The sequence below is a fragment of the Streptomyces sp. NPDC127100 genome (genome assembly GCF_042724095.1).
Lineage (GTDB): Bacteria > Actinomycetota > Actinomycetes > Streptomycetales > Streptomycetaceae > Streptomyces.
The window spans coordinates 16,304-28,684 of sequence record NZ_JBHXFL010000021.1; the positions used below are offsets into that span (position 1 = coordinate 16,304).

At 74.5% G+C, this 12,381-nt stretch carries 13 protein-coding genes; 5 read left to right on the forward strand and 8 right to left on the reverse strand.

What is annotated here, in order from left to right; genetic code table 11:
• Positions 1-80: 80 nt before the first annotated feature.
• The 8 genes from ACFWJB_RS19920 to ACFWJB_RS19955 form a co-directional block, all read right to left on the reverse strand.
• Entirely contained in the window at positions 81-938 is an 858-nt protein-coding gene (locus tag ACFWJB_RS19920; protein ID WP_386923695.1) for a hypothetical protein, read from the reverse strand.
• Positions 935-1,501 carry a SigE family RNA polymerase sigma factor gene (locus ACFWJB_RS19925; RefSeq protein ID WP_386923697.1) on the reverse strand — a complete coding sequence of 189 codons (567 nt, stop codon included), beginning with the start codon at positions 1,499-1,501 and terminating at the stop codon, positions 935-937. Before ACFWJB_RS19925 ends, ACFWJB_RS19920 begins: the two co-directional genes overlap by 4 nt.
• A 173-nt stretch (positions 1,502-1,674) precedes the next feature.
• Positions 1,675-3,132 (reverse strand): peptidoglycan D,D-transpeptidase FtsI family protein, encoded by a 1,458-nt coding sequence (locus tag ACFWJB_RS19930; protein WP_386923699.1) that lies wholly within the window; start codon positions 3,130-3,132, stop codon positions 1,675-1,677.
• Positions 3,133-3,206: 74 nt separating this feature from the next.
• Positions 3,207-3,869 (reverse strand): response regulator, encoded by a 663-nt coding sequence (locus tag ACFWJB_RS19935; RefSeq protein ID WP_386923701.1) that lies wholly within the window; start codon positions 3,867-3,869, stop codon positions 3,207-3,209.
• A complete protein-coding gene (locus tag ACFWJB_RS19940; protein ID WP_386923703.1) occupies positions 3,866-5,113 on the reverse strand; it encodes a sensor histidine kinase in 1,248 nt (415 codons plus the stop codon). Before ACFWJB_RS19940 ends, ACFWJB_RS19935 begins: the two co-directional genes overlap by 4 nt.
• Complete coding sequence (locus tag ACFWJB_RS19945) at positions 5,110-6,114, reverse strand: hypothetical protein (protein WP_386923705.1); 1,005 nt, start codon at positions 6,112-6,114, stop codon at positions 5,110-5,112. Before ACFWJB_RS19945 ends, ACFWJB_RS19940 begins: the two co-directional genes overlap by 4 nt.
• A 79-nt stretch (positions 6,115-6,193) precedes the next feature.
• On the reverse strand, positions 6,194-6,664 hold the full coding sequence (locus ACFWJB_RS19950; protein WP_385462242.1) for a GNAT family N-acetyltransferase: 471 nt from the start codon (positions 6,662-6,664) through the stop codon (positions 6,194-6,196).
• A 3-nt stretch (positions 6,665-6,667) separates the two neighbouring features.
• Positions 6,668-7,441: an IclR family transcriptional regulator gene (locus ACFWJB_RS19955; RefSeq protein WP_385462245.1), complete on the reverse strand. Its 774-nt coding sequence runs from the start codon at positions 7,439-7,441 to the stop codon at positions 6,668-6,670.
• Between the two features lie 125 nt (positions 7,442-7,566).
• Between ACFWJB_RS19955 and ACFWJB_RS19960 the strand changes: the two genes are divergently transcribed.
• From ACFWJB_RS19960 to ACFWJB_RS19980, 5 genes are all read left to right on the forward strand, one after another.
• Positions 7,567-9,096 (forward strand): aldehyde dehydrogenase (NADP(+)), encoded by a 1,530-nt coding sequence (locus tag ACFWJB_RS19960; protein ID WP_385462248.1) that lies wholly within the window; start codon positions 7,567-7,569, stop codon positions 9,094-9,096.
• 131 nt (positions 9,097-9,227) lie between these two features.
• Positions 9,228-9,836 (forward strand): DUF1349 domain-containing protein, encoded by a 609-nt coding sequence (locus ACFWJB_RS19965; RefSeq protein ID WP_385462250.1) that lies wholly within the window; start codon positions 9,228-9,230, stop codon positions 9,834-9,836.
• A gap of 36 nt (positions 9,837-9,872) precedes the next feature.
• Entirely contained in the window at positions 9,873-10,376 is a 504-nt protein-coding gene (locus ACFWJB_RS19970) for a GNAT family N-acetyltransferase (protein WP_385462254.1), read from the forward strand.
• A gap of 76 nt (positions 10,377-10,452) precedes the next feature.
• The gene (locus tag ACFWJB_RS19975) at positions 10,453-11,172 is read left to right on the forward strand and encodes a DsbA family oxidoreductase (RefSeq protein ID WP_385462257.1); all 720 of its coding nucleotides are present in this window, start codon (positions 10,453-10,455) and stop codon (positions 11,170-11,172) included.
• A gap of 60 nt (positions 11,173-11,232) precedes the next feature.
• Positions 11,233-12,318: an aminotransferase class V-fold PLP-dependent enzyme gene (locus tag ACFWJB_RS19980; RefSeq protein ID WP_385462260.1), complete on the forward strand. Its 1,086-nt coding sequence runs from the start codon at positions 11,233-11,235 to the stop codon at positions 12,316-12,318.
• Positions 12,319-12,381 lie beyond the last annotated feature (63 nt).

Here is a 12,381-nt window from a genome sequence, read left to right on the forward strand (position 1 = left end):
TGTCCTTGCGTGGGGAGGGGGACCTTGTGCCTCCTGGTCGCCGCACGCGGGGAAAGGGTTGCCGGGTCGCGGAATCCTTCTCACGAACCGTCGTCGTGGGGCGCGAAGTCGCCCCGGACCGACAGGTGTTCGGACCCGGCGGTGGCCGTCGCGGCGTAGCGGTCGCCGTTCGCGTCGCGGCCGCCGCGCTCGTGGTTGTACTGGCCCGCGAAGACCCACTCGCCCGCCGGGACCGTACGGCCCTGCTTGAGCGTCCACCGGTGGACCAGGAAGCCGTCCCGCTCGCCGACCGTGAACGTGAAGTCGTCCTCGGGCAGCGATCGCCAGGCGCCGGTGGAGGCCACCCCGCCGGTCTGCGCCACCTTCAACTCGACGGTGAGCGCGGTCAGCGGAGCACTCGTCCGCAGGGTGATGTTGCTCTGCGCCCAGTAGTCGTTGCTGTGCGGGTCGACCGAGCCGTCCGACCACAGCGCGCCGTCCTCGACCGAGGCGGCCGGCGGACGGGTGGTGGCGGTCGCGGTGCCCGCCGGGGTGCCGGCCGGCGCCGGCCGGTCCGGCGCCCGCGTCGCGGGCGAGTTGCTCGGTTCCGGCACGGCGGGCGGCGGCCCGGGCGCGCGGCTCGTGGGGCCGGCCTGCGACGGGGAGGGCGAGGCCGTCGGCGACGTGGCGACCGAGCGCTGCGCCGGAGCGTCGTCCTTCACCGCGGACGCGACCGCGTACCCGCCGACCGCCAGGACGCCCGCCACCGCGGCCGTCGCGCCGGCCACCCGGGCCCAGCCCAGCGCCGGCGGCCGGGGCGCCCGGCGGCCACGGTGGTCCTGCCCCGCCATCCCGCGCTCGACGCGGGCCAGGATGCGCGCACGGTCGGGCTCGTGCGCCCCGGCCGCCTCGTGCAGCCGGGCACGCAGCTCCTCGTCCACGTCCCGCCGCCCGGTCATCGCTTCCTTCCCGCGGCCTCGCCGGTGCGTGCGATCGCCGCGTGCACCTGCTGCGGTGCTCCCCGCGTGCCGAGCACCCGCTGCAGTTCGGCCATTGCCTTCGACGTCTGGCTCTTCACCGTACCCACCGAGATGCCCAGGGCGAGCGCGGTGTCCTTCTCGGAGAGGTCGAACGCGTGCCGCAGCACCACGCACGCCCGCTTGCGGAACGGCAGGGCGCGCAACGCCTCCTGCACGTCCACCACGCCCGCGACGTCCGGGTTCTCCGTCCTCTCCTCGCGCTGCGACCAGAACAGGGCGACGCGCCGGCGCTCGCGCACCGCGCTGCGGATCCGGCTGCGGGCGAGGTTGGCGACGACGCCGCGCGCGTACGCCACCGGGTGGTCGGCAGCCCGCACCCGGTCCCAGCGGTGCCACAGCGCGAGCAGGGCGTCCGCCGCCAGGTCGTCGGCGGCGTCCGGCTCGCCCGTCAGCAGATGGGCGAGCCGGGACAGCTCGGCGTAGTGGCGCTCGAAGAAGGCGTGGAACTCCACGGAGGCGGCGTCGTCGACGACTGTGCCCACGGGCGGACCCTCCTCGCAGCGGCTTTCCCGGCGTCGAACAGCCGTGCGCCGGGCCGGAATCCGGAACTGTAGCAGCGCCGGCCGCGCCGACCGTACGGTGCGCCGAACACCGTATGGCGCACCGAACCGGAGGAGGAGGGGAGTTCCGGCCCTCTCGCGGGAGGACCCGCGTGCTAGCCCTTGAGCGCCGCCTCCATCATCGCCTTGGCCACCGGTGCCGCCAGGCCGTTGCCGCTGACCTCGGAGCGGGCCGCGTCGGACTGCTCGACGAGGACGGCCACGGCCACCTCCCGGTCGGAGGAGTCGGACTTGGCGTAGGACGTGAACCAGGCGTACGGCGTCTTGCTGTTGTTCTCGCCGTGCTGGGCCGTGCCCGTCTTGCCGCCCACGGTCGCGCCGGGGATCTGCGCGTTCGACCCCGTGCCCTCGTCGACCACCGTCCGCATGGCCGACTGCAGCTGTTCGGCGGTGGCGGAGCTGACGATCTGCTTCGTCTCCGCCGAGTCGTCGTAGTCCTCCAGCACGTCGCCGTCGCCGCCGGTGATCTGGGACACCATGTGCGGCGAGACCAGCTTGCCGCCGTTGGCGATGGCCGCGGACACCATGGCCATCTGGAGGGGGGTCGCCGTCACGTCGAACTGGCCGATACCCGTCAGTGCGGTCGACGGCCGGTTCATGTCCTTCGGGTACACGCTCGTGTAGGCCCGCACCGGCACGTCCTGCGTCTCGTCGTTGAACCCGAACCTCTCGGCCGTCGCGCGCAGCTTGTCCTGGCCGAGGTCCACGGCCATCTTCGCGAAGACGTTGTTGCACGAGTACTGCAGCGCGGTGCGGATCGTGGCGTTCTCGCAGGGGGCGTCCGGGTTCTCGTTGGACAGGTCGGTCGTGGTGTCCGGCAGCCGGTAGGGGTCCGGGCTGTCGGTCCGCTCGTCCACCGACCCGTACAGCCCGTCCTCCAGCGCGGCCGCCGCCACCACGAGCTTGAACGTCGAGCCCGGAGGCAGCGGCTGGCGCAGCGCGCGGTTGGTCAGTGGCTTGTCCGGGTCGCTCGTGAGCCGCTGCCACGCCTCACCGGCGGTGTTGGCGTCGGTCAGCGACGACGGGTCGTACGAGGGGGTGGACACGATCCCGAGGATCCGGCCCGTCCCCGGGTCGATCGCGACGGCGGCGCCCTTCTTGTCGCCCAGCGCCTCCAGCCCGGCCTTCTGCACGTCCGGGTCGATCGTCGTGAGCACGTTGCCCGGATCGGCCCGCCGGCCGGTGACCGTGTCCATCAGGGTCCTCAGCCGCGGGTCGGTGCCGTTGAGCAGGTCCTGGTAGATGCCCTCGAGCTGGGTCGGCGCGTACGCCTGCGAGGCGTAGCCCGTCACCGCCGCGTACAGCCTGCCGTCCGTGTACGAGCGTTTGTACGTGAGGTCGCCGCCCTTCGTCGGCGCCGAGCCGGTGACCGGCCGTCCGGCCACGATGATGTTCCCGAGCGGCTCCGCGTACGTCTCGATCGCGTTGCGCCGGTTGTCCTTGTCGTCCGCGAGCGCCCGGCCGTCGTAGAACTGCACCCAGGTCGCCCGCACCAGCAGAGCGAACACCAGGAGCAGCGTGAAGACCGAGGCGCGCCTGATCGTCTTGTTCATCCCGCCCACAGGACGAACGGGCCGGAACGGATCGTTCCCATGCGCCCCGTTTTCTCATCTTTCTCATCGTCCGTTCATGACACGGGCTTCGCGAAGCCGGCCTCGTAGGCCCGGATGACCGCCTGGGTGCGGTCGCGCGTACCGGTCTTGGCGAGCACCGACGCCACATGCGTCTTCACCGTGGCCGGTCCCACCCGCAGCCGCTCGGCGATCTCGGCGTTGGTCAGGCCGGTCGCCATCAGCCGCAGCACCTCGCCCTCGCGCTCCGTGAGCCGCGCCACCCAGGCCGGCGGGGCGGGCCTGGCGCGCGCGTGCTCGGCCGCCAGCGCCCGGACCGCCGACGGGAACAGCAGCGTGTCGCTGCGCGCCACCAGCCGCACGGCCTGGACGAGCGTGTCGGCGTCGGCGCGCTTGAGCAGGAAGCCGGCCGCCCCGGCGCGCAGGGCGTCGTAGACGTAGGAGTCGTTCTCGAACGTGGTGACGACGACGACACGCGGCGGTTCGGCGAGCGTGGCGAGGATCCGCTCGGTGGCGCGGATGCCGTCGACCCCGGGCATGCGGACGTCCATGAGGACGACGTCCGGGCGGGTCTCGCGCACGACGGAGACGGCCTCGGCCCCGGTGGCCGCCTCGCCGGCGACCTCCAGGTCCGCCTCGGCGGAGAGGATGGCGCGCAGGGCGGTGCGGACCATGCGTTCGTCGTCGGCGAGGACGATCCTGATCGGCGTGGCGGTCATGCGGGTCCCTTCAACGGCAGGCGTACGTGGAGCCGCCACACCCCGTCGGCGGCGCCCGCCTCGGCGGCGCCGCCCAGCAGACGGGCCCGGTCTGCGATGCCGCGCAGGCCGTGACCGCCGCTGGGGCGCGGGGCGCGGGCCTCACCGGGAGGATTCTCGACGGTGATGCGCAGGTGGCCGTCCACCACGTCGATCCGCAGTGTCACGGTGACCCGCTCACCCGCGTGCCGCAGGGCGTTGCTCAGCCCCTCCTGCACGATGCGGTACGCCTCGCGGGACACCGGCGGCGGCAGCGCGGCGGGGTCGGCGGCGACGGTGGCCGCCACCCGTGCCCCGCCCGCGCGGGTGCGGCGCAGCAGGCCGTCGAGGTCGGCGGCGAGCGTGGGCGCCGGAGCGGTCCCCGGGGCGTCGCCGTCCCGCAACAGCCCGAGGACGGCGTCGAGTTCGCCGACGGTGCGCCGGGTGGTGTCCTCGATCGCGGCGAGCGCCTCGCGGACGAACCCGGGGTCGGTGTCCAGCACCCTCCGGGCCGCACTCGCCTGGAGCCCCACCGCGCTGAGCGCGTGGCCGACCGAGTCGTGCAGCTCGCGCGCGAGCCGGTTGCGCACGGCGAGGTCGGCGGCCCGTGCCTCGGCCGCCGCGATCCGGTCCTCGGGGGAGGGGCCGAGCAACGCGGGCGCCCAGCGGGCCAGCAGCGCGCCGCAGCCGGCCGCGCACCCGGCGAGCGCGACGAGCAGCGCGGCACCCGCGGCCGGCGTGAGCGCGAACGCCCAGGCGTGGTCGAGGAGACGGGGCAGCTCCATCCGGTCGCGCAGCGCCGGCACGAAGGGCAGCAGGATCAGCGCGACGGCGAACGGCGGCACCGCCAGCGACATGCCCGCGACGATCCCCCCGGCCCCCAGATGCAGCGCGAACCACGCGGCGGTGCGCCCCTTCTCGCCCTTCGTCCGGGCGGGCCCGTAGGCGAGCCGGTCGCCCTCCACGCCGCACAGCCAGCGCACCACCCCCGACTCCAGCGGCCGGGTCGGCGGGAACAGCGAGGTGACGGCGGCGAGCGGCAACCCGAGTGCGAAGGAGCCGAGTTGCAGGGGCAGGGAGCCGAAGACGTCGTCGTCGCCGGCGACCGGGCCGACGACGAGCGACCCGACCAGCACGTACGGCATGGCGAGCGCGCCGCCGAGGATCAGGTGGACCCACCGCAGGCGCGCCCGCCGGCCCACCAGGGACCGGACGACCGCGGTCACGGCAGCACGCGGGCCGGGGCCGGCCCGCGGGCCAGGAAGCGCGCGCCGACGGAGGCGAGGAGGAGGCCGACGATCATCTGGGCAGCGTAGGTGAGGACCATCAGGCCTGTCGGGCGGTCGGCGGGATCGCCCGCCACGGCGAGCGTGCCGAGCAGCATCCAGCCGCCCCAGCAGGCCACGGCGGCCGAACAGACCCACGTGAGGGCGAGCGGCACCATGACAGGCAGGTCGGGCCCGCGGCGGAAGGCGAGCAGCAGGGTGCCGGTGACGGCCGCGACGAGGAAGACGACGTACAGGGCCTCCAGCACGTGGAAGTCACTGGTGCGGTCCGCCGCCCGGCCCGCGCCGAGCCCGGCCGTGCCGCCGCAGGCCCACAGCAGCCGGACGGCGGCGGGAAACAGCGCGAGGACCGCGGCCACGACGGCGACGGCTCGCCGGCCCCGCCCGACGGCACGGACCGGCAGGTTCCCCGTCCGCCCCCGCCACACGTGCCCCCAGCGGTCCCGGGCGTACAGGACGAACAGCGCGCCGAGGGCGAGGCCCTGCACGATGAACCCCCCGTACACCACCCCGAACACCCACTCGTGCAGGAAGGGCTCCCGCCGCGCGTCGGCCCCGGTGGCGACACCGCCCGCGAAGGCCCGCGCGAGGAGCTGCAACGGGAACCCGGTCATGATCGGCGCGAGCAGCCCGGTGGCGACCCACGCCGGGAGCGTCAGCAGCCACGCGGGCACCCGCCGGCCCCAGGGGCGGGTCAGCACCAGCGCCAGCACGATCACACCGCTGTCCAGCAGTACGGAGAACCCGTTGGCCACGGCCATGGTCACCCGGTGTTCCAGCAGGGCGCTGCCGTCGGGGATGCCCACCCGGCTCCCTGCGATCCAGGCGGCCTTGAGCCCGAGGTACGGCAGGCAGGCGACGACGGCGGCCGCCCCCAGGAGACGGCGTGCCGGGGAGGGGCCGGCGGCAGCGGCCGGGGCGGGTGCGAGCGTCTGCGTCATGGCTCCACGCTCCCGCCCGGGCACCCCCGGGCACGTCCCGCGCACCGACGATCCGCCTCCGCCGCGCGGCGGAGACGGATCAGTCCGCGAGGTGGAGGACGACCTCGTCGATCACCTCGCCGCGCGCCGGAGCGAAGCCCCGGGCCCGGGCACTCGTCTCGAAGCCGCACTTCTCCAGCACGCGGCGCGACCCCGCGTTGTCCGCCGCCGCCCGCGCGTACAGGGGGCGGTCCACGACCTCGGAGAGCAGGGCCCGCAGCGCGGCCGTGGCCACGCCCCGGCCCCAGTACGCCCGGTCCACCCAGTACGTCACCTCGCGCTCGCCCGGCTCCCCGTACACCGCGGCGTTGCCGACGACGTCACCGTCGCCGAGGATGGTCCGCACGACGTCGCGCGAGGTCCGGATCGTGTTCCAGTGGGTGGTGAACGCGTCCCAGTCCGCGGGATCGGGCGGGGTGAAGGCCGCCATGCGCAGGGCCTCCGGATCGTTCATCTGCCGGAAGAAGACGGGCAGATCGCTGTCGTGGACCTCGCGCAGTGCGATGTGCATGCGTCAGAGCCTACGCGTCGCCAGGGTCAGCCGGTCGCGCGCGTCGAACAGCGCGTCCTTCACCATCTGCTCGTGTGCCGGCGTCAGCCGCGCCACCGGCACCGAGCAGCTGATCGCGTCCCGTGCGGGGGTGCGGTAGGGGATCGCCACGCCGAAGCAGCGCAGCCCCAGCGTGTTCTCCTCGCGGTCCACCGCGAAGCCCTGCTCCCGCACCTGGTGCAGCTCCTCGATGAGCTTCTCCCGGTCGGTGAGGGTGTGTTCGGTCAGCGCCGGCAGGGTCTCCGGGAGCATCTTGCGGACCTGCTCGTCGCTGTACGTGCTCAGCAGCGCCTTGCCCAGCGAGGTCGAGTGCGCGGGCAGCCGCCGGCCTACGCGGGTGAAGGGCCGCAGGTAGTGCTGGGACTGGCGGGTGGCCAGGTAGACGACGTTCGTGCCGTCCAGCCGGGCGAGGTGGATGGTCTCGGTGGTGTCGTCGGAGAGCCGGTCCAGCGTGGGCCGCGCCGCCGCGACCACCTCGTCGCCGTCGATGTACGACGTGCCGACCAGCAGCGCCCGGACGCCGATGCCGTACCGCGTGCCGGTCGCGTCCGTCTCCACCCAGCCCAGCTCGACCAGCGTGCGCAGCAGCATGTACAGGCTCGACTTGGGGTAGCCGACGGCCTCCTGGACCGACGCGAGGGAGTGCATGCCGGGGCGTCCGGCGAAGTACTCGAGCAGTTCAACCGTCCGCACGGCGGACTTGACCTGCGCTCCGCCCCCCGTCTCGCCAGCCGACATCGCCCTTGACCCCTTCGTTCGACGGGAAATAATGTCCACCGTATTCATCATCGGAGACAGCGTTCAGTATATCGAACGCGAACGACCCCGATGCAGAGAACGCAGAGCACGTGGAGGGACCCGCGGTGGCAGCAGCACCAGTCTGGAGTGTCGACCCCCGTACCGGGAAGCAGCGTGAACAGGTCGCGGTGGAGGCCACGGACCAGGAGGTCGACGCCACCGTCCGGGCCGCCCACGCGGCGCGCGAGGCCCTCGCCGACCGCACCGTCCGCGCGGCCTTCCTGCGCACGGCCGCCGACGAGCTGAAGGCGGCCGAGGGCTCCCTCGTCGAGGTGGCCGACGCCGAGACCGCGCTCGGCCCGGTCCGGCTCGCCGGTGAACTCGCCCGCACCTGCTACCAGCTGCGGGCCTTCGCCGACATCGTCGACGAGGGCGAGTTCCTCGGCGTCGTCATCAACCACCCCGACGACACGGCCACCCCGCCGATCCCCGACCTGCGCCGCTACAAGGTGCCGCTCGGCGTCGTCGCCGTCTACTCGGCCTCCAACTTCCCCTTCGCCTTCTCCGTGCCCGGCGGCGACACCGCGAGCGCGCTGGCGGCCGGCTGCCCGGTCGTCGTCAAGGCCCACCCCGACCACCCGGCCCTGTCCGAGCTGGTCGCGAGCGTGCTGCGCCGGGCCGCCGCCAGGCACGGCATCCCGGAGGGCGTCCTCGGCCTGGTGCACGGCTTCGACGCCGGCATCGAGCTGATCAGGCACCCGCTGGTCGCCGCGGCCGGCTTCACCGGCTCCGTGCGCGGTGGCCGGGCCCTGTTCGACGCGGCGGCGGCCCGTCCCGTGCCGATCCCCTTCCACGGCGAACTGGGCTCCCTGAACCCGGTGGTCGTCACCGAGGCCGCGGCGGCCGAGCGGGCCGAGGCCATCGGCACCGGGCTGGCCGGCTCGATGACCCTGGGCGTCGGCCAGTTCTGCGTGAAGCCGGGCCTGGTCCTGGTGCCGTCCGGCGCCGCCGGTGACGGCCTGGTCAAGACCCTCACGGACGCCGTCAGCGACACCGACGCCGGCGTGCTGCTCGACCACCGCATGCGGGACAACTTCGTCGCCGGGGTCGCCGAGCGCGCGGCGCTGCCCGACGTGGAGTCCCCGGTGACACCCGGATCGGGCGGCGAGCACACCGTCAGCCCCGGCTTCCTGACCGTGCCGGCCGGGCGGCTGGCCGACGGGGGCGAGCACGACCTGCTCCTCGAGGAGTGCTTCGGCCCGGTCACCGTGGTCGCCCGCTACACCGACGAGGCCGAGGTCCGGGGCGTGCTGTCCCGGCTGCCGGGGAACCTCACGGCGACCGTGCAGCTCTCCGCCGAGGAGGCCGCGGGGGAGGGGCGCGGGGCGTCGCTCCTCGCGGAGGTGACGCCGCTCGCGGGGCGGGTGCTGGTCAACGGCTGGCCGACGGGGGTCGCGGTCGCCGCGGCCCAGCACCACGGGGGGCCGTACCCGGCCACGACGTCGACGTCCACCTCGGTGGGAGGCACGGCCATCGAGCGCTGGCTGCGGCCGGTCGCCTACCAGGGGGTGCCCGAGGCCCTGCTGCCGGCCGAGCTGCGGGACGGCAACCCGCTGGGGCTTCCCCGTCGGTTCAACGGGGCTCTGGAGCGCTAGCGCCGTCGCGGGTGCGGCTCGGGAGCCGGGCGGCGCGCCGCTGTGGCCGGTCGCGCCCGCGCGGCGCAGCCGCACGCCGACAAAGTCCCGCGCCCCGAGGGGCGTTCACCGGCGCCTGAGAGGATGACACAGTGGATCTCGAACTTCCCGAACTGCCCTTCCCCCTCCGTCCCTACGGACCCGACGGGGAGTGGTCCTACGAGGGCGGGGTGCTCACCGGCGTCGCCGGGCCCCGGCAGGACCGGTTCGTGCCGCCGGCCGGGGAGGCGCTGGAGCCCGCGTCCGACGCGCCGCGGCTGCTGGGGGCGCCCGAGGGGGACTTCCAGCTGATCGCCCGGGTCACCGTCGGGTTCGGCGCGGCCTTCGACGCCGGGGTGCTGTACGTCCACGTCGGCGAGCGGGCCTGGGCCAAGCTGTGCCTGGAGTACTCCCCGGACGTGCCCACCGTCTGCACGGTGGTCACCCGGGGGCACTCCGACGACTGCAACTCCTTCACCGTGGAGGGGAACTCGGCGTGGCTGCGGGTCAGCCGCACCGGACGGGCCTTCGCCTTCCACGCCTCCCGCGACGGCGAACGCTGGACCTTCGTCCGCCTGTTCACACTCGGCGACGAGAAGGAGACGGGCGCGGCGCTGGCCGGCTTCCTGGCCCAGTCGCCGACGGGCGAGGGCTGCGTCGTGCGGTACGACCACCTGGAGTTCCGGCCGGGCGCGCCGGCGGACCTGCGCGACGGCGGCTGAGGCAACCGGAAGCCCGGCTCCCGCGTCCTGCGTTGCATGATCGACGAACGCGTGACCGAGAGCCGGGTGATCCGCACCGTCCTGCCCGCCGAGGTGGGGACGGTGACCGCCCTGCACGCCCGCGCCCGGGCGACGTACTACCCCGAAGGACTCCCCGACGACGGCTACGACTGGACCGCGGCCTGGCGCACCGCCGTCGAGCGGACCGACGGGCAGGTGCTGTGCGCAGTGGAGCGGGGGAGCGTCGTCGCCATCGCCTCGTTCCGCGCCCCGGAGGACGCCCCGGCCGGCACGGTGAAGCTGTACCAGTTCCACGTCGACCCCGGCCACTGGCGCACCGGCATCGGCACCGCCCTGCACGCGGCCTGCGTCGAGCAGTGGCAGGCCGACGGCGTGCGGACGGCGGTCCTCGACGTGCACGTCGGCAACCGGCGCGCCCAGGCCTTCTACGCCCGCCGCGGCTGGTACCCCGACCCGGACAACCCGCCCGCCGAGGGCGACCACCACCGGTACCTGCGCTTCGACGTGCCCGGGGAATGAGACGCGGCGCCCGGACGTTCGGCTATCCGGCGGAGGGGGTGCCTCCGCACCCGACGACCTGGAGAAGAGCCGACACATGCGCGTCGAGATCTGGAGCGACATCGCCTGCCCCTGGTGCTACGTGGGCAAGGCCCGCTTCGAGAAGGCGCTGGCGGCCTTCGAGCACCGGGACGGCGTCGAGGTGGTGCACCGGTCCTTCGAGCTGGACCCGGGGCGGGCCAAGGACGACGTCCAGCCCGTGCTGACGATGCTCACCGCGAAGTACGGCATGAGCGAGGAGCAGGCCCGGGCCGGTGAGGACAACCTCGGCGCGCAGGCCGCCGCCGAGGGCCTGGACTACCGCACCCGCGGCCGCGACCACGGCAGCACCTTCGACATGCACCGGCTGCTGCACCTGGCCAAGGCGGAGGGCCGGCAGGAGGCGCTGCTGGACGCGTTCTACCGGGGCAACTTCGCCGAGGAGCGTTCCGTCTTCGACGACGACGAACGGCTCGTGGACCTGGCCGTCGGCGCCGGCCTGGAGGCGGACGCCGTCCGCGAGGTGCTGGCCGACCCGACCGCCTACGCCGAGGAGGTGCGGGCGGACGAGCGCGAGGCCGCGCGGTTCGGGGCCACCGGGGTGCCGTTCTTCGTGCTCGACCGGGCCTACGGCGTCTCCGGCGCCCAGCCCGTCGAGGTCTTCGCCCAGGCGCTGACGCAGGCGTGGGGCGAGCGCGCCCCGCTGAAGCCCGTCGACGGCGGGGACGCGGCCGCCCAGGCGTGCGGCCCGGACGGCTGTGCGGTGCCGCAGAACTGAAACGCCCAGGTCGCGGGGCTCGCATAAGCGGTCCTTGGAGATACCGCGAAGAAATACGCGATGGACGGGGAGGTCCCGGGGCCGCACAGTGGTGCCATGGAGAGCTTCGAGACCCTCGTCCGTGCCGAGTTCGATCCGAAGACCACGTACCTGAACACCGCCAGCACCGGCCTGCTGCCCGCCCGGACCCTCGTCGCCCTGCGTGACGCGGCCGAGTCCGCGGCGGCCGGGCAGCCCCTCGACATGTTCGCCGACGTCGAGGCGAGCCGGTCCGCCTTCGCCCGCCTCCTCGGGGTCCCCGCCTCCCGGGTGGCGGCCGGGGCGTCGGTCGCCACCTTCAGCGGACTCGTCGCCGCCTCACTGCCCGCGGGCGCCGAAGTCCTCACCGCCGAGGCGGACTTCAGCTCCCTGGTGAACCCGCTCCACATGCGGGGCGACCTGAAGGTGCGCAGTGTGCCGCTGGAGCGGATCGCCGAGTCGGTCGGCCCCGGCACCGCGCTCGTCGCGGTCAGCGCCGTGCAGTCGGCCGACGGGCGGATCGCCGACCTCGCGGCGCTCCGGGACGCCGCCCGGGCGCACGGGGCGCGGACCCTGGTCGACAGCTCCCAGTCGAACGGATGGCTGCCGCTGGCCGCGGACGACTTCGACTACGTGACCGCCGTCGCCTACAAGTGGACGCTCTGCCCGCGCGGCGTCGCCTTCCTCGTCGTCCCGGAGGACCTGGGCGGACTGACGCCGCTGTTCGCCGGATGGGCGTCGGGCGAGCGTCCCTGGGACAGCTGCTACGGCCCCGTCGAGGAACTCGCCCACTCCGCACGGCGCTTCGACGAGAGCCCCGCCCTCTTCTCCTACACGGGCGCCCGGCACTCCCTGGCGCTCCTCGAGGAACTCGGCGTGGACGCCGTGCACGCCCACGACACGGCCCTCGCCGACCGGTTCCGCCAGGGCCTGGCCTCCCTGGGCCACGAGGCGGTCCCCGCGCCCGGGTCGGCGGTCGTGTCCGTGCCCGGACTCGGCCACCGGCAGGGCGACCTGAGCCGCGCGGGCGTGCAGGTCTCCGACCGCGCGGGCCATCTGCGGGCCGCGTTCCACCTGTACAACACGGCGGCCGACGTCGACCGGCTGCTGGACGTGCTGGCGGGCTGAGCCGGCCGGGCCCGGACGGCAGCGGGCAGGGGCCTCCCGTCCCACACGAGAAGGCCCCTGCCC